Origin of the sequence: Lysinibacillus sp. RS10, from assembly GCF_041956855.1 — a bacterium.
Lineage (GTDB): Bacteria > Bacillota > Bacilli > Bacillales_A > Planococcaceae > Lysinibacillus > Lysinibacillus xylanilyticus_A.
This window is the reverse complement of the sequence record NZ_CP167122.1, coordinates 2,507,560-2,530,705: the sequence shown is the minus strand read 5'-3', so window position 1 is coordinate 2,530,705 and position 23,146 is coordinate 2,507,560. Positions and strand designations below refer to the sequence as shown.

Below are 23,146 nucleotides of genomic sequence, written 5' to 3'. Positions count from 1 at the left end.
GTGAAAAAATGCGTACTTTTACGGAATACCTAGGTTAGTCACTTTTCATTGCAGCATAAACTATTCTATAATAGAAGAAACAGCAAATGATGGAAGGTGGTCAAATGAACATTTGGCGAATGCTAGTTTTGTCATGTTTGACCGTCTTAATACTAAGTGGTTGTGAAATATCAATAGATGAACCGAATCCGCAAGCTGAACCGGAAGGGGAGCAAGCAGGGACGGAGCAAGATATGAGCCAAGATGAGCAACAAACGGAAAATGAGGAAAAAACCTCAAGGAATGTATTGACGCAGATTTTTGAACATTTTTTTGAGCCAACTCCCGAGGATTTACGGCAAATTGATGAGGAAAACGCAAAGCAACTACAATATTTGGCACTCGGCGATTCTTTAACAGCCGGTGTCGGTGATGAGTATAGTGAAGACGGTTTTGTAGGTAGATTAACAGATTCATTGGAAGCTTGGCCCTCGATTTCTGAAGTTGAGGTCGATAATCGAGGAAAAAGAGGAAGACGTAGTGATCAGCTATTAAAATTAGTGAAAAAAGGGCATTATGATGAAGAGCTGCAAGAAGCACAACTCATTTCCGTTACAATGGGTGGAAATGATGTCATGAAGATCGTCAGGAAGGATCTGTTGAATTTAAAACGAGATGCTTTTGATAAAGAATTGCAGGCATTTAAGAAACGCTATAGTAAAATCATTGCTGGCATTCGAGAAAAAAATCCGACAGCGCCCTTATTACTAATCGGTTTTTATAACCCATTCTCGATCGTGACAAATGAAGCCAATGAATTTGATTCGATTATTACGGAGTGGAATAAAGTCATTGAAGATGTAGCGAGAGAAGATGTTAATGCTTGCTATATATCCGTGGAGGACCTGTTTGTTTCGAATAAAGAGCTCGTTTATCATACGGATTTCTTCCACCCAAATGCAAAAGGATATGAGAAAATGAATGAACGTATTTTAGAAGCAATGGAGAAATGTGGTATGGAAGAAAAGATTAACAAGGAAATAGGCTTCGAGGAGTGACAATATGAATAAATGGAAATTCGCATTTTTTGCCTTAGCGGGCACAGTGCTTTTTGCAATCCTCCTCGTCGTTTATTTAGCAACTAGACCAGTAGATGGAGTAAATTTAGCAGAGAGTTCAGATGGTGAAAATGAAGTGAAAGGGAATGTTCTCGTTGTCCAAACAACAACGAAGGAATTGGAATCTATATCGAAAAAGTATTTAAAGGATGCTTCTAAAGGATCACCATTACCGTTGGACTTTACCATTGATGATGATATTGAATTAAGAAGTACATTAACAGTGTTCTATACAGAAATTCCAATTTCAATGAACTTTGATCCCATTGTCGATAAGAAAGGTAATATTATTTTAAAACAGACAGGAATGAATGTTGGGCTTTTAAATATTCCGCCGGAGACAGCTATGAAGATTATGCGAGACTCGTTGGAATTCCCTTCATTTATTACAATCAATCCAAATAAGGCAGAAATCTATATTGATTTATCGCGCATAAATATTGCTTCAGGATCACGTATCAAAGCAAAAGAATTAGATTTACCAAACGATAAGATTTTACTGGAAGTTATTGTTCCTGGTGAATAAGGAGTGAAATGAATGGCAAAGCAATTCGGAACATTTGCAGGTGGATGTTTTTGGTGTATGGTCAAGCCCTTCGATGAAACACCTGGCATTGAATCAGTGATTTCAGGCTATACGGGTGGACATGTTATCAATCCAACGTATGAGCAAGTTTGCTCTGAAACGACGGGGCATATTGAAGCGGTTCAAATTACTTTTGATGATGAGTACTATTCGTATGAGCAATTACTTGCGACATTTTGGACAATCATTGATCCAACAGATGCAGGTGGACAATTTTATGATCGAGGGGAGTCCTACACAACTGCAATTTTTTATCACAATGAAGAGCAACGCGAATTAGCAGAACGTTCTAAGGCAGATTTACAGGCATCTGGTAAGTTCGATAAGCCCATTGCAGTGAAAATTGTACCAGCTAGTACGTTTTACCCAGCTGAAGACTATCATCAATATTATTATAAGAAAAATCCAATGCATTACGAGCGCTATGCTGTCGGTTCTGGTCGCAAAGCGTTTCAGGAGCAACACTGGGGGCAAAAAAATGAATAAAGAACAACGCTTAAAAGAATTAACAGACATGCAGTATTATGTGACGCAAGAAAATGGCACAGAGCCACCATTCCGCAACGAATATGATAAACACTTTGAAGAAGGTATTTATGTAGATATCGTGTCAGGCAAGCCATTGTTTAGCTCCTTTGATAAGTTCGATTCGGGTTGTGGTTGGCCAGCGTTTGCAAAGCCAATTGAACAGGAAGAAGTCACAGAGCATTTCGATACATCACATGGAATGCGTCGCGTAGAGGTTCGCAGCAGTGCAGCAGATTCTCATTTAGGACATGTTTTCCCTGATGGACCAAGTGAACGTGGTGGCTTACGCTATTGTATTAACTCCGCTGCACTTCGCTTTGTACCAAAAGAAGATTTAGAAAAAGAAGGTTATGCAGAATATCTTTCATTATTTAAATAATATAAACTCCTAGCAGGATTATATCGTGCTAGGAGTTTTTTTTATTGTTTTAAAATTGTTTCAAAAGCGACGGAAAGAGCCCTCGAAACGACGGAAAGAACAACTGAAGCGACGGAAAGAGCCCTCGAAACGACGGAAAGAACAACTGAAGCGACGGAAAGAGCCCTCGAAACGACGGAAAGAACAACTGAAGCGACGGAAAGAGTTCTCGAAACGACGGAAGAACAATCAAGCGACGGAAAGAGTCGTCGAAACGATGGAAAGAACAACTGAAGCGACGGAAAGAGTCATCGAAACGACGGAAAGAACAACTGAAGCGACGGAAAGAGCCCTCGAAACGACGGAAAGAACAACTGAAGCGACGGAAAGAGTCGTCGAAACGACGGAAGAACAATTAAGAGACGGAAAGAGCCCTCGAAACGACGGAAAGAACAACTGAAGCGACGGAAAGAGTCATCGAAACGACGGAAAGCACAATCAAGCGACGGAAAGAAACGTCGAAGTGACGGAAAAGATCGTCGAAACGATGGATAAACTTGTCAAACTGATGGATAGAACGTCATAATTGATTAGAAATATTAAATGATTGAACTAGCAATTCTAAATCCGATATCATCAATAAAGAAATCAGGCATACTCTTACGTCGACAAGTAGCTCCACATCCACGTTCTTCTTCAGCCCAACTGCCTCCTCGAATTATTCGGTAATTACCAAATATCTCTTCATCGTATAAGTCCCAGCACCACTCCCAAACATTTCCTATCATGTCGTACAAGCCCCATTCATTAGGTGTTTTTTCACCAACTTTGTGAACATGTTCGTTAGAATTATCTTTATACCAAGCAATGTCATCAATATTACCATAGCGATATCCTGTTGAATTTGCTTTACATGCATATTGCCATTCAGCATCTGTCGGTAATCGAAAACCATTAGAACGAGGATTGCATACAACTGATTTACTTTTCTTATCACAATCATAAAACTTATCATAGCCTAGAGCATCAGACAATGAATTACAAAAGTTCACTGCATCTATCCATGAAACATTAACAATTGGTTTTTGATCTTTTGTTGTTAAAAAACTCTTCCCCATAATAATCGAATAAAGTTCTTCTGTTACAGTATATTTGGCAAGATAAAATGGCTTTATCTCAACATTCCAAATAACTTCCTTTAAATTTTTTCTTATACCCGGTATTCCAAATTTATAGTTTGAACTAATCCATTTTTGCTCGTTTCGAAAATCTCGTAAGTGGATTTCTCCTTCAGGAATATACACCATTAATTCTTTTAAGTAATGATTTAAGTTCGTTATCATAGTTCTCTCCAAATCTTTAATGATTGTTTTTAGACACTACTTTCATAGTACAATCTCCATCCAAGGATTAAAATAAAATGCTCGTATATTGATCGTTCATAACCTAACATCCACATAATAATGATGAACGATATCTAAAAACTCCTGCGTTAGATTATGAATCTGCATCATTTATTATGAACATGTTTCAGGGACACTGTAAACTTTAAATTCGGAGACAAGATTCCGCAGACTATCAAATGTTAGGGTGATTGTGGCGAAAGGAGACCCTAGGAAAAGTGAGCAACCCGTAGCGGAAATGAAGAAAACCTTCCGAAATAAATGTTTCATTGTTATGACTAAGAAGATATTTTCTGATAAACTAGCGGAAAGTAGATGTGTAAAGAAGGGAAAATTAGTATGAAAAAGAGCTTTTATTTGTATGTACTGACATTCAGAGGTGGGGATTGGTCAGATCCGAAGGTACGATTTGCGGAGGAAATGTTCAATGAGCATAATTTTCCGAAGCAAAGCACAGACTTTGATGAGCTATCTACTTATATTGAGTCGTTCGCCACTGAAAACTTAACAACAGGTATGTTTGATGAATTATGGTCATTATACGTAGACCAGGGATGAAATTACGTTAAAACAATAGAATTTATTTTAAGTTGCTAGACGTCTAGCATTGCGAAATTATGAGAAACACAGTATTATTTAAAGTGATAACTGACAGAAAAGAGGGATTGCAGTATGAGTATTCATATTAATGCAAAAAAAGGCGAAATCGCTGACACAATTTTACTTCCAGGAGATCCATTACGTGCTAAATACATTGCTGAAACGTTTTTAGAAGATGTTACTTGCTATAACGAAGTTCGTAATATGTTTGGTTATACAGGTACGTATAAAGGTAAACGTATTTCTGTACAAGGTACTGGTATGGGCGTGCCTTCAATTTCGATTTACGCTACAGAATTAATGCAAGAATATGACGTTCAAAAATTAATCCGCGTAGGTACTTGTGGTGCAATTCAAAAAGATGTAAAAGTTCGTGACGTAATTTTAGCGCAAGCAGCAACTTCTGATACACGTATGAACCAAATCATTTGGGGCAACAATATCGATTTCGCACCGATCTCTGACTTTGATTTACTATTAAAAGCATACAATGCAGGTAAAGAAGCTGGTTTAAACCTACAAGTAGGTAATATCTTCACAGCAGATATGTTCTACTCTGATGAGCACCAAAACGAAAAATTAGCTCAATACGGCGTACTTGCAGTGGAAATGGAGTCTGCGGCACTTTACACATTAGCAGCGAAACATGGCCGTAAAGCACTTTCTATCCTAACAGTAAGTGACCACATTCTAACTGGTGAAGTTACATCAGCAGAAGAACGCCAAACAACATTCAACGATATGATCGTTGTTGCTTTAGAAGCGGCTATTCAAGAATAAGCATAACAAGGGTTTGAAGTTTGGAATAAATTTCAAAGGGACTACACTAAAAATTAAGAAGATTTTTAATCCTCAATGGGTGACTCGATAAATGAGAGCCTGTTGAGGTTTTTTTGATTATAAAGAGTTGAAAAGCTCCGTAGCACTTTTCTTAGGATATTTTTTTTGCTGAAGGTTGTTTGTATAAGCATGTTCCTGAAGAGGTTTGTAGCATTGCTTGCTTCTAACGAGATTGAACAGCGCTCAACGTAATCGAGTGACCAACTATTCATATGTTCATTTCTCGATTCGCCTAAGAGTGCTGTTCAGAACTTGAATGACGGCAGATAAAGCCATGCCACACGTATGCAGTTCAGCACATGAGGCTTTCACAATGCCATAATAGATTTGATCGCCTTAATAGAATATCATGAAAGCCGTGCTGACCATTCGTTAGATGGTTTGTGAAGTTAAGTTATGACATTGAACGCAAAGTACATTCCAACTAGGATAGCTAATGTAATAAAAGGTTTGAAAACCCACTGTGGGGCTTTAATTATTTTCAAAACCACCCCTATAGCAACACCTGCTACAAGCATGATTATTAGAATAAGAGCTAATTGAATCGCCATGTTATTTATAACTGAATTATCTATAAAAAAATTCATTCTCTATTTCCTCCTTCTTTACTTGTAATTGTAAATGAAGTAGTAAGTGATAGCATTAATGTAATTTTTGATATTAGTAGGATTTGTGCGACTTAATCGTTTGACCGTTACTCATAGCGAGACGATTAGGTCGAAACCATTTTAAGTTTGAGTTAGATTACAACAATAGCAAGCTTACAGAGCCATTTAACGAGCCTGTAACAGTTGATAGATTTGGCTTGGGCTTGTCTCAATGGACTTTAGGAAGCTTACATATTTAACAAAAAGGTAAAAATCCAACAATCACTATTTACAACCCTTTCACAGAATCCATATTAAACAATATATGTTAGGGCTATCATTTATCAATCAATCCTGTTAAATGAAAGAAACATTGACTATTACCACTATCCTAAATATTGGGTTTATGATAACATATATTTGAATCTTTTAACTTTAGAAAATATGAAAGGAAGTGTAATATTCATATATGAAAAAGATATTGAAACCATTGATTAGTGTTATTGCCATTGGTGCCCTCTCTCTATCTATAAATATAGATAAAAATGTATTAGCTAATAATATTGCAAATACATGTGATTATGATTCGGCATCGAAAGGAAATCCTGATTTTTCCACAATGAACTGTTTGTTAACCGAAACAGCACTGATTTATGATGTTCCTCCTGAAATTGTGAAGGCAATAGCGGAAGGTGAAAGTGGAAATTGGCGTCATTTCGATAAGAATGGTGAAGCGATTGTGACAGCTGATAATGGAATTGGTGTTATGCAAATTACAAATCAAGCCGGCTACAATCAAGATAGACTAAAAAGCGATATTGTCTATAATATTCAAGCTGGTGTAGAGACTCTAAATAATATGTTTGAGCGGAAGGATTTACCTAGCATCAACGGTGGGGAAAGAGATGTACTGGAACATTGGTACTTCGCTATCATGGCTTATAACGGTACTAAGCCAGTAAATAGTCCAATTGTCCAAGCAACTGATGAAAAAAATACAAATGCCTATCAAGAAAGAATTCTCCAAATTATTGAGAAATCGGAATTAATAGACTTAACGGAGCTACCTTTTTTACGCGAACATTTTCAATATGACTCTAACAGCAGGGAAAATATTAAATTTTCAGCGATGAACTATGATTTTGATTTACCATTAAATAAATCAAAGTATTTTTTTGAAACAAATCAAAAAGTTAGTGCAACAACTAATGTAACATTAAGGACAAGACCTACTACGGATAGTCCATCTATGGGTACTTTACGTGAAAGAGAAATTGTTACCATTACGGGTCCTTTTGTATATGAAGAAGTATCAACGAAGAAAAACCATTTTGTTTGGTATCCTGTGAAAAGAAGTGACGGGACAAAGGGGTATGTAGCATCAAGTTATTTAAACTACTCAGCTTCAACACCAACGCCTCCGGTAACACCGCCTACAACGGGAAACGTTGATGTATCAAAGTTTGCTGATTACAATGCAAACCAATACTGGGCTGAGGATTTTAAGTGGGCAGTCAACATCGGTATCATCAGTGGATACCCAAACGTGAAAAACCCATCAACAGGGAAGTACGAAAACTTACTTAAACCGTACAATAACTTAACGGAAAACCAAATGTTATCTATCCTATTTCGTTACTTCAAACCATCAGAACTAGCTTCAACGATAGCTAATACTTCATGGTATGGAGACGTAAACTATCAACTGGCTACAAAATACTCCCTACCAGTCCTAGGTGCAAACACAGCATCCAAACAAGCCATTGCAGGGAAGGATATCACACGGGGTAACTTCGCTCGTATCTTAGCTTCAATGCATTATGGTAAGACTGTATCTCAGTCAGAAGCTATTAAATTCCTTCGTGATAATGGTTTAACAACTACTAAAACAAATGAAGAGTTTAAACCAAATGATTCTCTAGCAAGAGCGCACACAGTGGCATTCTTCCACCGTTACGAACAAATATTCAATAACTAAATTGCTACTTACAAGTGAAAAGGTGACTATAAAAGTCATCTTTTCTTTTTTATGTTTAATAAATCCTTTCTTGATCCTCCTCGAACCTTTCATAACTAAATTCATTGACACAGATTGCTTGATGGAAGCTACAAAGCCATGTGAGAAGCTACAGGAGAGGTTGAGGAAGCATAACAAAAGGACTTGCATGTAATGAGGTTGAATCATACACGTAAGTCCTGTTCTTTTTGGAGAGAAGCACCTGTTTGTAGCACGACTATATACTTACCATTACGGAGTCAATAAATAATAATATTAAAAAGATACCGACAATATATTTAGAAACTTGCTTTAGCTTTTCATTTTCGTATGTTTTATTTAATAAGAAAAAGAATCCTATTACCCATATGCCATTTTGAAAAAAGGTAGCAGTAATACTTCTGAGCATATTAAGAATAAAGTATATGTCCATTGTTTCCCCTCATCTTTCTCTTGATATAGTTGTTTGGAAAGTTCTGCAATTTGGCTCGATTGTTGAATAACCGAATAATTAGTTGTTTGGTATATTATAGCGCATTTACAATTATTGGTTCGTCCTAATCTTAATTAAACTAAAGCCCCATTAGTCTAAGTTTAAATCTCCACAAAGTTCGTTTCTTCCTTCAAGAATTAAAGGTAATATAAATCATCAAAACTATGAAGAAAAATAATGTTTCAAGATTAATTAGAAGTGTATTGGCTTTTGCCTTTGAAAAAAACTTGATTCGTTTTACTAAGCTTGTATCCAGCACTATAAATAAATAATAAAAAATTAGTGAACTGAATAAAAACATAATACTTGCCATTAATAATTCTCTACTATTCCAGAAAGTAAATCCTAAAAATAATGCCCAAATACTTTTGAAAACATTTGCCAATCCTTCGAAAGGATTAGATAATGTTGCCATCATATAATCTCCTTGTTTATCTGTAATTGATTTATTAACATTATGTTTTACTATATATGTAATATGACCTGTTTGAAGTGTCATTGTAATCACTATCATAATTAAATAAACTAAGCCAAATATTGTCCCCACATGTAGAAATTCCGAATTTAATAATTGGTACAAAGCCAATGGTAAAGGAAACCACATTGCATACATCAATGCCATTAAGTTATGCAAAAAAGCAAACTCGTTATTTTTAACCAACTTTTGAAATGTGAAAACAATAATTAAAAATATCAATATTCCTATCCAGCCCAAAATTATTGTGGAAATTAACATAAGTCCCCCTTAGAGCTACTTAGATTATTTATGTTTTTGTTAACCTGCTTCTTTACGTTAATACGTTCGAAATAAGTTATTCTAATTTGTAATAAATTTTACATTTAATTTTTACATTCAATACAAACCAAAATCTATTTTGTTTATATTCTGCTAATCTGCTCCGTTCGTTGGATATCTGAATGATCAGTTGTTTGGACTAGTTTAACACATTTCCAAATGTTGGTATAGAGAGGTGTGTAAGTTGATAAAGTAATTTGTGAAGAAGTTGCGGTAGCTGATGTGCTTTGTTAAGTCCCGCAGATCAGCGCTCAGATGATTCGAGTAGGGGATGGATACTTGATGGCAGAACTGCTCCAGGGTCAATGCGAGAGCATAACAAAAGGACTTGTGTGAAATTTTATGCACAAGTCTTATAGTCGGTGAGATGGATTATTCCACCAACCCCCTGTCACTAAACTTATTGACAATATTAGTGAAAGTTTCATTGTATTGTTAATTACTATTACCGGATTGCTGAGGCACAGACGATAGAAGTAGAGAATTTCCGGGAGGGAGACTAAACAGGGGGCACGACTTTTCGACCGTCTGCTACAAAATAAGGAGGTCCCAATTTGACCAACCGAAGTTCACTGGTGGCAAATATAGGCGAATGCTTAGACGGTCAAACCTTACTTCGCATATCTTAAACCGAAATCGAAAGGGGGAAAATTATGCAATATTATGACCGAAACGATGGGGATTGGGATTATGACAGTTATGGAAGGCGTCGAAGAAGAAGGGACCGTTATCCGTTTTACCCATTCTATCCATTCTTTCCACCATTTTATCCGCCGTATTACCCACCGTATTACCCGCCATATTATCCATACTATCCACCACGCAATCGACGTCCATACGGCTACTAATAAATAATGGATCTACTAAAAAATTTGAAACGACAACATCTTCAATAGAGAGCCTGTCGTTCCAGTTCGTTCAAAATAATCATTTTAAACGTCCACAATTATGACGAAGTATTATTTCAAAGAAATTAGGACAATAAAAAGGTCACTCAGTCAAAGTGACCTTGAATGAAGAGGAGTAAGGCTAGAAAGCTTTACCCTCTTAATTTTTCTAGTCTGATCATTCAACAGTGGCATTTGAAGATTAATACATGAAAGAAGCGCCGACAATAATTAAAAGTATAAATAGAACAACAATTAGAACAAATGTTGAACTGTTATTGCCACCTCCACAGCTATAACCCCCATAGTAACAATTGTTGTTGTAATTACCCATATTTCCGCAGGATCCCATGAAGCATTCCTCCTTTCTATGTCTATAATATGTACCGTTATAAAAAGTGGGGGAGATATTTATCCAACTAAAAATCCCTTTGAATTAGAAATTTGGAAAACAATTATACTAACGTTCGATAAGAAATAAAAAGGGCCACCCGATCGAAGTGACCCCTCAGTAACAATTCAAGGCGGTGTAAGCTAACAATTAGCTTATATTATGTTTATGAGGAGATAGCCTTTTTTGCATAGTGTATTGCCTTAGAGAAAGAATTATTTTGCAAACTACAGCTAGAACAAAGAAATGATGCTTGGTACATAATTGTGTTGTCGATTCATCTTACAGACCACTAAAACTTATATTTTTCTGAAGAGCTTCATAAAAGATTGATTTGATGTACTATCCCTTTGGAATGCTACTAGCCAGCCTATTATTTTGGATAAAAAAGCGATTCTATTGATTTTCAATTCATCACTTTATAATAACCTAAACCTTGTGAATCATTTTCCATAACCTATTATTATCAATAGATTGAAAAGAGGGTAAAGCGATGATGGATTCTTGCAGCAATTGTGATTGCCACAAAAAAATATTTCGGTTAAATAAGGTATCTTCTTGCCCGGATTGTCGAGGTAGTTCAGTTCAATCTTCAGTTCCTAGCAATTTTACTTCAGGAGCAATATGGAGAAATCACGAGACAGAGAAAATAGTTGTCTCTCTATTAAATAAATCAGACGTAGACCGGACAGTGACAGTATCGGTAGTAGATTGGCAAAACTGTGCCCAAGAGGAGATGCCAAAAGAAGCGTTCTTATGTGGAGAATCTCAGTCTTCGCTTTTTAATGGCACACCAACGCCTCTTACGTTTACTATTCCAGCTAAAAAACTTCTCGTCATTCACGCAATTCCGCAAAATATTTGGCAACCAAATGATCCGATTTATGAGGTGCTTGTTATAACCCCAACGGATCCTGTCCTTCCAACTGATCCCGTCTTTCCAAATGATCCCATTATCTTTAATACATGGGGGATTAATGATTCAGGGGTGCCTCAAGTAGGAAATACAGTGTTACATCAACAGTTTCATCGAACGTTTTTTGTTTGAAATAGGGAACTAGAACAACTTCTTATGAGTTAATAAAAATGACTAGAACTTATTTTTAAAGTGAGTGACTAATCATTTTTTCTTCTAATATCGTTAACCAAATTCAAGTGGTGTTTACGCTTTGTTCAGAATGAAGTAGTACTCTTGCCAAACAAGCTCAAGGGGCCATGCACTCATATTATCTAATGTGAGCTCTGGTCTTTTTGTATTGTATATACTTGATAGTTCGTTTAGCCAGTAGTTGTAATGAAGGAGATGAATTTGATGATAATCGAGGTTTGTATTGTAACTGAGGGGGCAGGCCTGAATCTGATTATAAAGAGCTAATTGAAAACGTAGAACATGATCTTCTAATAGCGAAGGAAGATGAAAGTGTAGTAGGTTTTGCAGTGAAACTTCTCCATCTTTCAAATCGCTTATTTAACGTAAATTAGGGTCACCGGAGGAAAGTGACCCTGAGTTATACTTTGAAGGTGAAGGGGTAAATTAGTATATCCTTAGTGAAAATATGAGCAACAGAGATATTGGCGTTGGCGATTATTAATAATGCATGAAGCTTGCGCCGACAATAATCAATAGAATGAATAGCACTACAATTAGGGCAAATCTTGAACTAGAGCGGTTGCTACCTGAATAGTCCATTATCTTTTCCCTCCTTTCTTTAATCTATAGTATGTATAGTTGTAGAAAGGAGGAAAGGTAATCATCTAATCTATTTATTTTTTCGAAATTTATATTCATGAATAGATATAGATTTAAATAAAAAAAGGTCACTCTGATAACAGTGACCCCGAAATGAGGAAGGATAAATTAGTTTCCTTTCCTATTACAGCATATTTTACATAGAAGATCATGTTGAAGGCTTTAGCTTTATCCATTCATGAATATTTCGAATAAAAGCTAAAGCCTTTTTAACATTAAAAAAAGAATGTTAAATTAGTACATGAAAGTAGCGCCGACAATGATTAGAAGGATGAATAGAACAACGATTAGCACGAATGTAGATCCGTAACCTCCGCCAGAGCCACCAGAACAACAATTGTAATTACCCATATTTCCATAGTATCCCATAAATATTCCTCCTTTCTACAACCTATAATATGTATAGTTGTGGAAAAGAGGAGAGTTAAACATCCAATCCATCATTATTTAGTTGGAGCGGCCATTTCAGATGAAAAATTTTTCTCAAGATTTTCTTTTGTTTCAGCATTGACGGTTTTTTCCTTTGCTTCTGCTTGTTCGCTAGCTGGGGCTTCATCTTTAGAAGAACATGCGGTTAGGAGTAATGTAGCCATTGCTCCTATATACAAAAATTTCTTCAATGCTATAACCTCCGTTATTGTTAGTTACGTTTTAGCTTGCACACATTACACTTAGAATATAACGGAATTGGCAATGATAAAATTTGGATTTGCAGCAAAAAATGATGAATGGTCATTAAACAATACGCGGGAGTGTAACTAAATTCTGAGAATTCAAAGTGGAACCTGTAAATTAAAGAAGATTTATTCATTAAACAGTTATAAATAATGCAGTATAAACCGCATCCAATGTCCAATACTAAAGCTGTTTTAAAATATTCAGCATGAGAAAGGTGGATTTCATCAGTGAGGTTATTAACATTGGGAATTATAGGCGCTGCTGCTATTTTTGGTGTACTGAAACGCTTTGGGCTAACAAACAATGCACAACAAATGACACAGTCTATTCAGCAAGGAACGACACCAGTACAATTAGTAGCAAATAGTAATCCACTTACCGCCAATACACCAAAACAGTAAATTGAATAAGCAACAGCAAGCTTATAGACCTTTTTTTTTCAATGGTCTATAAGTTTTTACATAAAAAAACACATATGAAAATGAGGAGTAATTATGACGAATTATCAATTAATAAATGATTACAAGGACAATCAAAAATATAGAGAAAGTTTCAATGACTTAACAAGGTTAGTTTTTGGATTAGATTTTAGCCAATGGTATGAAAAAGGATGCTGGAACGATCAATACATCTGTTACTCATATATTGATGGAGAAAAAGTTATTGCCAATACATCAATAACTAAAATGACTGTAGTTGTAAATGATAAGGAATATAATGCTATACAAGTTGGAACAGTAATGACACATCCAGATTATCGTCATAAAGGCTTAGCAAGAAAATTAATAGATTATATCATTGATAAATATGAGGACCAATGTGAATTCATCTATTTATTTGCAAATGAAACAGTACTTGATTTTTATCCGAAATTTGGATTCTCGCGAGTACAAGAAAGTAGATATTTTTTAATTACTGATAATTTAAAGAAAAAATCAACTACAACAATCCGAAAATTAGATAGTAAAAATATCAATGATTTATCTTTATTGCACTTGTATGCGAAGGAAAGAATTCTAGTGTCATCGGTGTTAAGTGTGAAAGACAATGAGAGTTTACTTATGTTCTATTTTCTTATTGCGTATCCTAATTCAATTTATTTTATCGAAGAGGAAGAGGTTATTGTATTATTCGAAAAAGAGGACGAGGAATTACATCTTTTTGATGTTATTAGCCGCAGTAAAATTGATGTAAAAGAGGTTTTAAGGTATATTACTTCATCAGAAATAAAAAGAATTAATTTTCACTTTATCCCTGATTGTCAAGATACAGAATCAGAAGTAATAGATGCCAAGGACGATGTGTTGTTTATTCGACCGATGATAAAATTCGGGACAGACCGACCTTTATTTCCACTCACATCACATTCATAATCATAAGATCATACAAATTGACTTTAGAATAGGTACCCCAATTGTTAAACAAAAAATCTAACGATAGGTGTTTTGTGTTAGAAAGTCTGGCAAAATGTTTGTTTACAGTTATACCCATGTACAATACGATTGTCTAAAGAATGTAAATGAAAAGGATGATTAAAGTTGTTACAAATAAAAAGGATTTATAAAGAAGATTTTCCTAACGGTAAAAAAATTATCTATCAATACAGCTCCGATAACTATTATGATGTTTCCTATAAAGAGAGCGAAAATGGCTGGGCAATTGATTTTACATTAAAACCTTTTAACATACCATTTCAAAAATATTTAGAGGGAGAAATTTTTGAAGATTATATTGAGGATATTGAATGCTATATTGCTGAGTTTGATGGGAAAGAGGCGGGAATAGTTAGCTTCAGTCATGAGGAATGGAATAATGTGTTAAGAATTAATGATATTCATATTTATCAATCTCATCAACATAAAGGAATTGGTAGCAAGTTCATGGCTTTGGTCAAAAAGCGAGCAGCAGAAAAAGGGGTGAGGGCGATCGTTTTAGAAACGCAAACTTCTAATTATCCCGCCATACAATTTTATAGAAAGAATGGATTTCAGCTTATTGGATGTGACCTATTAAGTTACTCAAATAATGATATTGAAAAAAGGGAAGTTAGAGTAGAAATGGGCCTTGTTCTTGAAACATAATTATCGAAAAAAGGGAGGGGTTACTATGGCAGATGTCATTGTTTACGATAAGGCAAAATATCATTATGAAGGAGATTTTCCAAATGGCTTGGCAATTAAATATGCTTTCGTACATACTGGGATGTTCTTAGGGTGGATTGTCGATCATTACTTATTCAGTGAAGAATTTGAGGAAGATAGTATTAATGAAATTGAAAAGTTTAAGCAAAGAGCACTGACAGGAACACAAATATATGAAATGTGGGATGGTGTTCTGTCTGAAGATATGTTAAGCGATGAAGGAATGGAATTTGCGAATGATTATTTTGATTTCGAAAAGGGGATGTTTTTACATGATTATGAAGCAACGTTCCCGGGAAAAGAATCATTGTATTTTGTAGAGGATACGTGGGAGAACTATTTTAAGATTAAAGAGGTTATAGATCAACGTTACCATGAGTGGAGGCTAGTCAAAGTAGCAAAAGACCAAATTTAAGCACTTTATAGGATTAAAAAAAGGGGGAACATGTTTCAAATCGTGTTCTCCCTTATAAATCTATATTTACCGATTTTGAGTTTGAAGAGCTAATTTGACGCCTAATCCTATATAAACGAAACCGACAGCCTTTTCAAGCCAACGAGAACTATTATTTGTTCTCGTAAAGATTTTTTCACCAATAAAGCTTGTAATGATGGCTAATAAAATAGTATACAAAGCGCTCAAGACAACAAAGGTAATGCCTAAAATCAATAATTGTACAGTGACGGATTGTCCATTAGGCTGAACAAATTGAGGTAAAAATGCTAAGAAAAATAACGCCGTCTTTGGATTTAATATTTCCGCTAAAAAACCTTGTCGGAACGAAGTACTTGCAGGGCTTTGTTCAACAGTTGGTTTTTCAAGTTTTTGTGGTTTTGTTAGTAGCATTTGAATACCTAAATAAACAAGGTAAGCGACACCTATATATTTCACTATTTCAAACGCAGTGGCAGAATTCATTAAAATAGCTGATAAACCTAATACAGCAGCTAATGTATGAACTAAGTCACCTAGCCCAATGCCTAGTGCAGTGAAAATACCGTTCTTTTTACCACTTTTCAGCGTTTGCGTGACCGTGATGATAACAGCAGGGCCAGGAATTAAAAATAAGAGAAGAACTATTGCGATAAAAGATAACATGCTTGACCATCCTATTCTAATAAACTAAACATTCATTTAAGATGAATGCAAAAAATATTATATTCTATCTTCTGTATACCTGTCGATAATGAAATGCTGAAAAGTTATGAATGTAACAAATGAAGAAAAAGGTAAAAATAGTAATATTCATATAATGTTATGTATTATTGAATTATAGAGAATGGGTGGAGGTGATAAATTGAAAACAATGAGATGGAATTTATCTTTTGGCATTCAAATTATATTAACTGTTTTTATTATAATGATTAGTATTTATTGCATTAAATCTAAAGATTTTACTTTATTGCCTTTGTCACAGGTGTTGTTAGCGCTGACCTTTATCATTATTGGGCTTCGAGAATGGAAAAAAGCAAAAAGAACGTATGTAAGCATACTCTATTTCGGTGTTGCTATTTTTATATTATTTGTAGTTGTACAATCTTTTGTTGCTTATTAGAAACATGTTCATAGGAGGTGTAACAATGAAGAATGTGATTGAAATCGTTAGAAACGTAGATCAACTAATGATTCCAGAAAATTTTGTTGGGATAGGCTCTACTAGAAAGGTTTTTCGTTTTAAACATTGGGTCATTAAGAAGCATTTACACGAGATTGGTTATATACAAAGTCAAAATGAGCAAAAAATTCATCAAGCATTAAAAAAGGTAGGATTAGCCAATTACATAGCACCTATTTTGTACTTAGATGAAAAAATCTCCATACAACCTTATGTTCAAACATTACCTTTAGTTAATGGTGAAACATTCGACATAGATTATAAAACGGATTTGCGTATATCCGTAAATTTAAAGGAAGCAATTGAAGAAATTGAGCGAGCCCATGATGGATTTGACTTTTTAGATAGCAGTAATTATGGCGAAGATGACCAAAGTCAATTGATTTTAATAGATTATTGAATGACGAAAACTTTGTATGAATCAAAATGGGTTCCACTCGCAGAAGCAGGCGTGTTACCACAAATTTATTTTGAGCCATGTATAAAATGTGGTGTAGAAAAAGAGCTTAGAATTTATGGTGAACATGATACAGATAGAAGGTGTTACGATTGTGGAAAAGAATAAGCCGAATCCGTGCCACCCGTTGAAAGAAATTAAAATAGTACCAACTACTAATAATTAGTGATAGAATTAGATGACAAATACGTTGGAGGTATTAAAATGTTAGATATTCAACAAATACAAGAAGTCATTAGACATCGTTATCCTTTTCTTTTAGTGGATAGAGTACTGGAGTTAGAAGAAGGTAAAAGAGCGGTAGCGATTAAAAATGTAACGATAAATGAAGAATTCTTTAATGGACATTTTCCTAATTATCCAGTAATGCCTGGTGTGCTTATTGTGGAAGCGTTAGCCCAAGTCAGTGCCATTATTATGCTTACAAAAGAAGGTAATCAGGGAAGACTGGGATTACTAGCAGGTATCGATAACTGTCGTTTTAAAAAACAAGTGAAGCCTGGTGATCAGCTACGCCTTGAAGTAGAAATTACACGCTTAAAGGGTGTTATTGGTAAAGGACGAGGAATTGCAACTGTTGACGGAGAAATAGCTTGTGAGACCGAGCTTATTTTTGCATTTGGAAACTAAGCCAAGTTTTGTACTTGATAAAAGAGTGCTGCAAAAAATGATTGCAGCACTTTTGTTATGTATAAAAAACAATCCATTAAGCCACAGAATATACATAAAAAACCAATAATAAAGACTTGAAGCGAAATATATATAAATGATATACATAAATTAACATAAAGAGGACCAAAAATGACAAGAAAGGGGTATTTTATATGTCGGAATGCACACCATTTATAAAAGATATACCTGATAAAGATGTAAAGTTTTCCGTTATAATACCTGCTCACAATGAAGAAAATTATATTGGAGAGTGTCTAGAGTCAATTGCAAAGGCTGCACAACCATTTAAAAATCAAGTTGAAGTGATCGTTATGTTAAATCGTTGTACGGATAGAACGGAAGAAATTGCACAATCCTACAACTGCGTGACATTGAAAAATGAAGATAAAAATTTATCCAAAATCAGAAATGCTGGAGCTGTGTTAGCAAAAGGCGAAATCCTGATTACAATTGATGCAGATAGTCGAATGACAGAAGACCTGTTATCTGAGGTTGAAAAGCACTTAGTATCCAATCAATACATTGGTGGTGGTGTGAGCGGAAATTTTGAAAGAATGTCCTTAGGTATAGTAGTTTCTACCATGCTACTAATTGTTCCCTTACTATTCAAGTATGGTTTTATTTCTGTAGGGGTTTTTTGGTGCTATAAAAAAGACTATCAGGCAATTAACGGTTTTAATGAAAATATGCTAATGGCAGAAGATGCTGATTTTGCAAAACGGTTAAAAGAATGGGGCAAGAAAAACGGAAAAAAATACGGAACGATTAAAAACGGAATGATTACTTCCTGCAGACGATTTGATCATTATGGGGACTGGATGTTACTGAAACGGCCTGATATGATTGTAGCTTATATCAAGGGCACAAATCAAAAGGCTGCTGATGAAGCCTATTATGATGATCAAGCGAGATAATGTAATACTCAATGGCTAGTATCCCAGCTTAAAAATCATAGGACTACCACTATTAAATATCATTCACCTTTATTGCATTTTCAGGTATTATAGGAATTGAAAGGGTGATGAGTGTGAGTAATAGAACTAAAAACATAATCATGTTTCTTCTAGGCTTTTTCACATTTTTTATTTTATCCACTTTATATCGCTTTTTATTCTAAGAAAAGAAGTTAAAAATGCGAACTTTCCACAATAATTACTTATTTTGATATTTATTAAGTTAAGGTATTTTATTTCAACCCCCTACATCACGTACTACTTCATACGAAAATCTATCTAGTCAAATGAAAAATAAGAATCTAATCAATCTCAAAGAGCATACAGAGTCAACGAAATTTTAATTACTTGAGGTGCTATAAAAATAAAAGATGGATTTTGTCGAAAATAACATACAACGTTCATTCCTTCATATAATTTTAGTATCTGAAAGATTTGGGTGACTTTCAACAAATGTTCTCATTAAAGTACGGTGACATACGCCGGAGAGGCATTAGATCAATAGATGTTTTTGCGCGATAGCACCAGCTCTTTCGCTACAAAACGTTTGCTGAAAGAAGTTAAATATCAGGTAAACCAGTATGAGAGGATGAGGGGGTTTGAAACATCCCAGCGCAAATATTTTAGAAAATAAAGAGGAATTATTTATACCTGAAAAAGCATTAAATAAAGATTTTTGTGATCAATTAGTAACAAAAATTCATAAAAACATACTGAATGAAAATATAGCAAATGATGTTTACATGTCATATTTCGTTATTTTTGATCAACGATATACATTGAAAGAAATTCGATATTTATTAGATGTTTTAAAATTGCAAGCAGATGAAATTATTCGATCTAAGCCAATTTATATTACATTGAGTGGTGTGATAATATCATTAATGGTCATAATTGCTTCTGCCATAAATACGAAACTGGTCATTGGGATCTCGCTTGTCCAAATTTTTGCTTTAGCAGTTTTAAGTTTTAATGTAGCTATATTGTTTATCTCCTATAAAATAGAAAAAGAATATAAAAAAATTAATGAAGTCATTAAATTAATTAACTATTACTTAAGTTTTTATAAGGAGTAGCTGACTTCTATTTTCCAATTCCGTTACTATTCAAAACCTCTATCCTGAGCTCTCCAATTTTTACACAATGAAAAAATCAAAAATAAAGCATGTTATTTATAAATCCTCAAATAATAAAGTACGAAATATTTTATTTGGGGAAGTGAAGATTTGAAAAAGTTTTTCCTGTTGTTAGTACCTATTTGCCTTTTAACGGTCTCTTTTTTTTATGTAAAAGTTAGTGCAGCCACATATGAAAATAAAGGACGAAAGTATTATGAAGAAGCAGGACAAATTGTTTGGGAAGTTAAAACGAATGAAAAGTTGATTGCTATTACTTTTGATGATGGACCACATCCAAAGTATACACCTCAGATTTTAGATTTATTAGCCAAATACAATGCAAAAGCAACTTTTTTTATTGTCGGTCAAAATGCAGATAAAAATCCTGAAGTCATTTCAAGAATGTATAATGACGGTCATGAGCTGGCCAACCATACATTTACCCATCCATTAAGGACGAATGTTCCAAACTTACTTAAGGAGATTAAGCAAACGAATGAAACCATTCATACCATCACAGGATTTACTCCTACTTTATTTCGACCAGTTGAAGGGCAGTATTCTGATGCGATGATTGAAGCGATTGCAAAAGAAAAATATAAAGTTGTTATGTGGTCATGGCATTTAGATACTTTAGATTGGAGAAGTCCTGGTACGAATAGAATTGTTGATACTGTGTTAAAAGGTGTAAAAGAAGGAAATATCGTTCTTTTTCATGACGGAGGCGGGAATCGTCAGCAGACGGTCAAAGCAATGGAAAAAATATTACCCGAACTTGAAAAGCAAGGATACCGATTTGTCACAGTCTCTGAATTACTCGACGTGCAGAATAATCACTAAAAAAGGCAATAAAACAAGAATAATGAAGATCAGGCTAAACTGCATATAGCCTGATTTTTTATTGTTAAGGAAATGATCTTGAGTGTTGTATAACCCATAGTGGAAATCTGAGCCTTCTAATGAATTGTGATGGATAAAAATGGTTAATCGACACACCTGCGAAATTATAGATTTTTTTCCTGAGGTTCATCACAAAAGCTGTGGTGATGCGGCTCATCAGACGCCCTCAGTCGGAACGGAAATCAACCACACGTTATGGTGATAATCCTAAAAAAAGGTATAATTACTATCATATATAGGAGGGGTTGTCAGTGAGTAAGGTTGAATTGCTTGAATTAAATCCTGAAATTTTAGAGGGGGAAGGCAGCTTTTGTCTTAGAAGTAAGAAGAAATCAACGGGCTATATCAATAAAAATAAATGGCTACATAATAGCTTTGAAGAGGGCTTGAAATATGTGCAAGTAATCGATAATAAAAAACAAGTAGGATTTATTGAATATACTGAAGCAGAAAATTCCTCAAGAGTCGTTCATGCTGATGGTTATTTAGTGATTCATTGTTTGTGGGTTAGTGAAGTTGGAAAAGGTTACGGGACTCGATTGATCCATAAATGTGTAGAAGATGCAAAAAAGCTAGCAAAAAAAGGTGTTGTCGTAATCACGAATTCAAAAACATCTTGGACGCCCAGTAAAGAGATATTTTTAAAAAATGATTTTCAAGTTATTGATTCGGCGCCATATGATTTTGAATTACTAGTCTATCCATTGAGCATCGAAGCCAAACAACCATATTTTCCAACCGATTGGGAGGAGAGAATAAAAAAATTCAATCATTTAACGATCCTACGTTCATTCCAATGTCCATATGTTGAAATTGCAACTGAAAATATTATAGCTGGTGCCAATAAATTGAATATATCGGTTGAACTCATTGATTTCCAAGATAGAGGAGAGTTGATGGCATTATCGCCAACTCCGTATGGTATTTTTTCGGTCATTTATAAAGGACAGCTTATTTCATTTCATAGGCTAACAGTTCATTCAGTAATAAAAAAATTAAAAGCACTTACGTAAAAACTTAGTGCATTTACTATAAAAATACTAGTAAATTCGGTTGAAACTAGTGTGGTTATTAATGCTTATAAAAACACAATAGAAGTTACAAAAGGTGCATAATATATAGTGAAATCAATTATCTATCTTCGGCACGAATGATCAGATAGTTTGATTTTTTACAAAGTATTTTCAAACGTCCTGCTTTTTGGCTATAGAACAAAGAGAAGGGAGGGAAACCTTTTGGTAACGATTCGCCAAAAATTAGTATCAGCTTCACAAGCAGTTAAAATTACAAGTGGTAAAAATAATGCAAAAAAATATATTGTCGTTCATGAAACCGATAATACGGGCGTTGGAGCCGATGCGGATGCTCATGCTCGCCTACAGAGTAATAGCAATAGCAGGCAAGCTAGCTGGCACTGGCAAGTGGATGATAAGGAAGCTATTCAATCATTTGAACATTTTTGGGAGTGCTGGGCGGCAGGAACATATACCGGTAATAAGCAAGGCATTCATGTGGAAATTTGCGTAAATAGCGATGGGGATTATTATAAAGCTGTGCAAAATGCTGCGAGTCTTATTGCAAAAATAATAAAAGATGAAAATATCGCAATTCAGAATATTGTTCAACATAATTATTTTAGTGGGAAAAACTGCCCTCGTAATATTCGCGCTGGAAAAATATCTTGGTCTCAATTTATTGAAATGATTAAAAATGCTGGAGATATTCCAAAATCGCCAGCGGAAACGTCGAAATATCGTATCATGACGGGAATCTATAGTACACTGAAAGCAGCAGAAAGCGCGGCACAGGTGATGAAAACAACATTTGGTTGGGTTGTTTACATTGAGCAAGATGACACAAACTATCGAATTAGAACAGGAACTTTTACAGGGATCAATGCAGCGAAAAATGCTGAAAACAAAATAATAGCTGCAAAATTGGCGCAAGTTACGTATATAAATGATGCATAAGAGGATATTTGATTTCTATTAATCTATGAGGATTTTAGTTGACTGCTTCTAAGAAACGAGTAAAATAGAAAAGCAGTACCATTATATACCTTTAACTTAGCAGAGTGTAAAGGTGCCTTAGAAAGTGCTTCTAAAAGCACCTTTACTTTAACTAAAATCTAAAGCAATAACGCCTACATAGAATAAAGTGGATGAGCAATATAAGCGATTAAGTTGAAAAGTTGCTTTAATATGCTGGATTTTATGAAGATCGTTGAAGGTCGAGATTTGTCTTGAAATTTTGACAGTCTTTTTCTTTTCGTCTTCTCCATAACCTGTTAAGATGGTAA

31 protein-coding genes are annotated in these 23,146 nt (G+C 34.7%); 21 read left to right on the top strand and 10 right to left on the bottom strand.

Annotation, left to right across the window (positions count from 1 at the left end; genetic code table 11):
- Positions 1-104: 104 nt before the first annotated feature.
- Genes ACB089_RS12930 through msrB form a run of 4 tightly spaced genes read left to right on the top strand, consistent with a single transcriptional unit; the run spans position 105 to position 2,590 of the window.
- Positions 105-1,037, top strand: coding sequence for a GDSL-type esterase/lipase family protein (locus ACB089_RS12930; protein ID WP_374966768.1), 933 nt, complete (start codon positions 105-107; stop codon positions 1,035-1,037).
- A gap of 4 nt (positions 1,038-1,041) precedes the next feature.
- Complete coding sequence (locus ACB089_RS12925) at positions 1,042-1,623, top strand: YpmS family protein (protein ID WP_374966767.1); 582 nt, start codon at positions 1,042-1,044, stop codon at positions 1,621-1,623.
- Positions 1,624-1,635: 12 nt separating this feature from the next.
- The gene (gene msrA / locus ACB089_RS12920) at positions 1,636-2,169 is read left to right on the top strand and encodes a peptide-methionine (S)-S-oxide reductase MsrA (protein WP_374966766.1); all 534 of its coding nucleotides are present in this window, start codon (positions 1,636-1,638) and stop codon (positions 2,167-2,169) included.
- On the top strand, positions 2,162-2,590 hold the full coding sequence (gene msrB, locus ACB089_RS12915) for a peptide-methionine (R)-S-oxide reductase MsrB (protein ID WP_374966765.1): 429 nt from the start codon (positions 2,162-2,164) through the stop codon (positions 2,588-2,590). Before msrA ends, msrB begins: the two co-directional genes overlap by 8 nt.
- A gap of 49 nt (positions 2,591-2,639) precedes the next feature.
- Here the strand turns inward: msrB and ACB089_RS12910 are convergent, their stop codons facing one another.
- On the bottom strand, positions 2,640-2,984 hold the full coding sequence (locus ACB089_RS12910) for a hypothetical protein (protein ID WP_374966764.1): 345 nt from the start codon (positions 2,982-2,984) through the stop codon (positions 2,640-2,642).
- 184 nt (positions 2,985-3,168) lie between these two features.
- The gene (locus tag ACB089_RS12905; RefSeq protein ID WP_374966763.1) at positions 3,169-3,912 is read right to left on the bottom strand and encodes a formylglycine-generating enzyme family protein; all 744 of its coding nucleotides are present in this window, start codon (positions 3,910-3,912) and stop codon (positions 3,169-3,171) included.
- A gap of 399 nt (positions 3,913-4,311) precedes the next feature.
- Between ACB089_RS12905 and ACB089_RS12900 the strand changes: the two genes are divergently transcribed.
- Positions 4,312-4,530, top strand: a complete 219-nt coding sequence (locus ACB089_RS12900; RefSeq protein WP_374966762.1) for a YozE family protein — start codon at positions 4,312-4,314, stop codon at positions 4,528-4,530.
- Between the two features lie 114 nt (positions 4,531-4,644).
- Positions 4,645-5,352: a purine-nucleoside phosphorylase gene (gene deoD / locus ACB089_RS12895; protein WP_374966761.1), complete on the top strand. Its 708-nt coding sequence runs from the start codon at positions 4,645-4,647 to the stop codon at positions 5,350-5,352.
- A gap of 449 nt (positions 5,353-5,801) precedes the next feature.
- Here deoD and ACB089_RS12890 read toward each other — a convergent pair whose 3' ends face one another.
- Positions 5,802-5,999, bottom strand: a complete 198-nt coding sequence (locus ACB089_RS12890) for a hypothetical protein (protein ID WP_374966760.1) — start codon at positions 5,997-5,999, stop codon at positions 5,802-5,804.
- Between the two features lie 469 nt (positions 6,000-6,468).
- Here ACB089_RS12890 and ACB089_RS12885 point away from each other — a divergent pair, with 469 nt between their 5' ends.
- Entirely contained in the window at positions 6,469-7,977 is a 1,509-nt protein-coding gene (locus ACB089_RS12885; protein WP_374966759.1) for an SH3 domain-containing protein, read from the top strand.
- Positions 7,978-8,618: 641 nt separating this feature from the next.
- Here ACB089_RS12885 and ACB089_RS12880 read toward each other — a convergent pair.
- The 3 genes from ACB089_RS12880 to ACB089_RS12870 all read right to left on the bottom strand — a co-directional run bounded on the left by ACB089_RS12880 (position 8,619) and on the right by ACB089_RS12870 (position 10,523).
- On the bottom strand, positions 8,619-9,224 hold the full coding sequence (locus tag ACB089_RS12880; RefSeq protein ID WP_374966758.1) for a hypothetical protein: 606 nt from the start codon (positions 9,222-9,224) through the stop codon (positions 8,619-8,621).
- 711 nt (positions 9,225-9,935) lie between these two features.
- Complete coding sequence (locus ACB089_RS12875; RefSeq protein ID WP_374966757.1) at positions 9,936-10,094, bottom strand: hypothetical protein; 159 nt, start codon at positions 10,092-10,094, stop codon at positions 9,936-9,938.
- 279 nt (positions 10,095-10,373) lie between these two features.
- Positions 10,374-10,523 (bottom strand): YjcZ family sporulation protein, encoded by a 150-nt coding sequence (locus ACB089_RS12870; protein ID WP_374966756.1) that lies wholly within the window; start codon positions 10,521-10,523, stop codon positions 10,374-10,376.
- A 532-nt stretch (positions 10,524-11,055) separates the two neighbouring features.
- Here ACB089_RS12870 and ACB089_RS12865 point away from each other — a divergent pair.
- On the top strand, positions 11,056-11,610 hold the full coding sequence (locus tag ACB089_RS12865; protein ID WP_374966755.1) for a hypothetical protein: 555 nt from the start codon (positions 11,056-11,058) through the stop codon (positions 11,608-11,610).
- Positions 11,611-12,150: 540 nt separating this feature from the next.
- Here the strand turns inward: ACB089_RS12865 and ACB089_RS12860 are convergent.
- The 3 genes from ACB089_RS12860 to ACB089_RS12850 all read right to left on the bottom strand — a co-directional run bounded on the left by ACB089_RS12860 (position 12,151) and on the right by ACB089_RS12850 (position 12,932).
- Positions 12,151-12,252, bottom strand: coding sequence for a YjcZ family sporulation protein (locus ACB089_RS12860; protein ID WP_374966754.1), 102 nt, complete (start codon positions 12,250-12,252; stop codon positions 12,151-12,153).
- Between the two features lie 294 nt (positions 12,253-12,546).
- Positions 12,547-12,663: a YjcZ family sporulation protein gene (locus ACB089_RS12855; protein ID WP_374967558.1), complete on the bottom strand. Its 117-nt coding sequence runs from the start codon at positions 12,661-12,663 to the stop codon at positions 12,547-12,549.
- Between the two features lie 92 nt (positions 12,664-12,755).
- Positions 12,756-12,932 (bottom strand): hypothetical protein, encoded by a 177-nt coding sequence (locus ACB089_RS12850; RefSeq protein ID WP_175401711.1) that lies wholly within the window; start codon positions 12,930-12,932, stop codon positions 12,756-12,758.
- A 285-nt stretch (positions 12,933-13,217) separates the two neighbouring features.
- Here ACB089_RS12850 and ACB089_RS12845 point away from each other — a divergent pair, with 285 nt between their 5' ends.
- The 4 genes from ACB089_RS12845 (at position 13,218) to ACB089_RS12830 (ending at position 15,546) form a co-directional block, all read left to right on the top strand.
- Positions 13,218-13,391 (top strand): hypothetical protein, encoded by a 174-nt coding sequence (locus tag ACB089_RS12845; protein WP_374966753.1) that lies wholly within the window; start codon positions 13,218-13,220, stop codon positions 13,389-13,391.
- A 93-nt stretch (positions 13,392-13,484) separates the two neighbouring features.
- The gene (locus tag ACB089_RS12840) at positions 13,485-14,363 is read left to right on the top strand and encodes a GNAT family N-acetyltransferase (RefSeq protein ID WP_374966752.1); all 879 of its coding nucleotides are present in this window, start codon (positions 13,485-13,487) and stop codon (positions 14,361-14,363) included.
- 165 nt (positions 14,364-14,528) lie between these two features.
- On the top strand, positions 14,529-15,071 hold the full coding sequence (locus tag ACB089_RS12835; RefSeq protein ID WP_374966751.1) for a GNAT family N-acetyltransferase: 543 nt from the start codon (positions 14,529-14,531) through the stop codon (positions 15,069-15,071).
- 25 nt (positions 15,072-15,096) lie between these two features.
- Positions 15,097-15,546, top strand: coding sequence for a hypothetical protein (locus tag ACB089_RS12830; protein ID WP_374966750.1), 450 nt, complete (start codon positions 15,097-15,099; stop codon positions 15,544-15,546).
- Between the two features lie 66 nt (positions 15,547-15,612).
- Here ACB089_RS12830 and ACB089_RS12825 read toward each other — a convergent pair whose 3' ends face one another.
- A complete protein-coding gene (locus tag ACB089_RS12825; protein ID WP_374966749.1) occupies positions 15,613-16,230 on the bottom strand; it encodes a LysE family translocator in 618 nt (205 codons plus the stop codon).
- A gap of 208 nt (positions 16,231-16,438) precedes the next feature.
- On the opposite strand from ACB089_RS12825, the gene ACB089_RS12820 reads away from it, so the two are divergent.
- The 9 genes from ACB089_RS12820 to ACB089_RS12780 all read left to right on the top strand — a co-directional run bounded on the left by ACB089_RS12820 (position 16,439) and on the right by ACB089_RS12780 (position 22,817).
- Positions 16,439-16,687 (top strand): DUF3953 domain-containing protein, encoded by a 249-nt coding sequence (locus ACB089_RS12820; RefSeq protein WP_374967557.1) that lies wholly within the window; start codon positions 16,439-16,441, stop codon positions 16,685-16,687.
- A gap of 25 nt (positions 16,688-16,712) precedes the next feature.
- Positions 16,713-17,147: a protein kinase gene (locus tag ACB089_RS12815; protein WP_374966748.1), complete on the top strand. Its 435-nt coding sequence runs from the start codon at positions 16,713-16,715 to the stop codon at positions 17,145-17,147.
- Positions 17,148-17,312: a hypothetical protein gene (locus ACB089_RS12810; RefSeq protein ID WP_374966747.1), complete on the top strand. Its 165-nt coding sequence runs from the start codon at positions 17,148-17,150 to the stop codon at positions 17,310-17,312.
- A gap of 96 nt (positions 17,313-17,408) precedes the next feature.
- Positions 17,409-17,834 (top strand): 3-hydroxyacyl-ACP dehydratase FabZ, encoded by a 426-nt coding sequence (fabZ, locus tag ACB089_RS12805; protein ID WP_368634696.1) that lies wholly within the window; start codon positions 17,409-17,411, stop codon positions 17,832-17,834.
- Positions 17,835-18,028: 194 nt separating this feature from the next.
- Complete coding sequence (locus ACB089_RS12800; RefSeq protein ID WP_374966746.1) at positions 18,029-18,790, top strand: glycosyltransferase; 762 nt, start codon at positions 18,029-18,031, stop codon at positions 18,788-18,790.
- Positions 18,791-19,428: 638 nt separating this feature from the next.
- Positions 19,429-19,905 (top strand): hydroxymyristoyl-ACP dehydratase, encoded by a 477-nt coding sequence (locus ACB089_RS12795; protein WP_374966745.1) that lies wholly within the window; start codon positions 19,429-19,431, stop codon positions 19,903-19,905.
- 150 nt (positions 19,906-20,055) lie between these two features.
- Positions 20,056-20,787: a polysaccharide deacetylase family protein gene (locus ACB089_RS12790; RefSeq protein ID WP_374966744.1), complete on the top strand. Its 732-nt coding sequence runs from the start codon at positions 20,056-20,058 to the stop codon at positions 20,785-20,787.
- Positions 20,788-21,098: 311 nt separating this feature from the next.
- Positions 21,099-21,860 carry a GNAT family N-acetyltransferase gene (locus tag ACB089_RS12785; protein ID WP_374966743.1) on the top strand — a complete coding sequence of 254 codons (762 nt, stop codon included), beginning with the start codon at positions 21,099-21,101 and terminating at the stop codon, positions 21,858-21,860.
- Positions 21,861-22,082: 222 nt separating this feature from the next.
- Positions 22,083-22,817, top strand: a complete 735-nt coding sequence (locus ACB089_RS12780) for an N-acetylmuramoyl-L-alanine amidase (protein WP_374966742.1) — start codon at positions 22,083-22,085, stop codon at positions 22,815-22,817.
- The last annotated feature ends 329 nt before the right edge of the window (positions 22,818-23,146 follow it).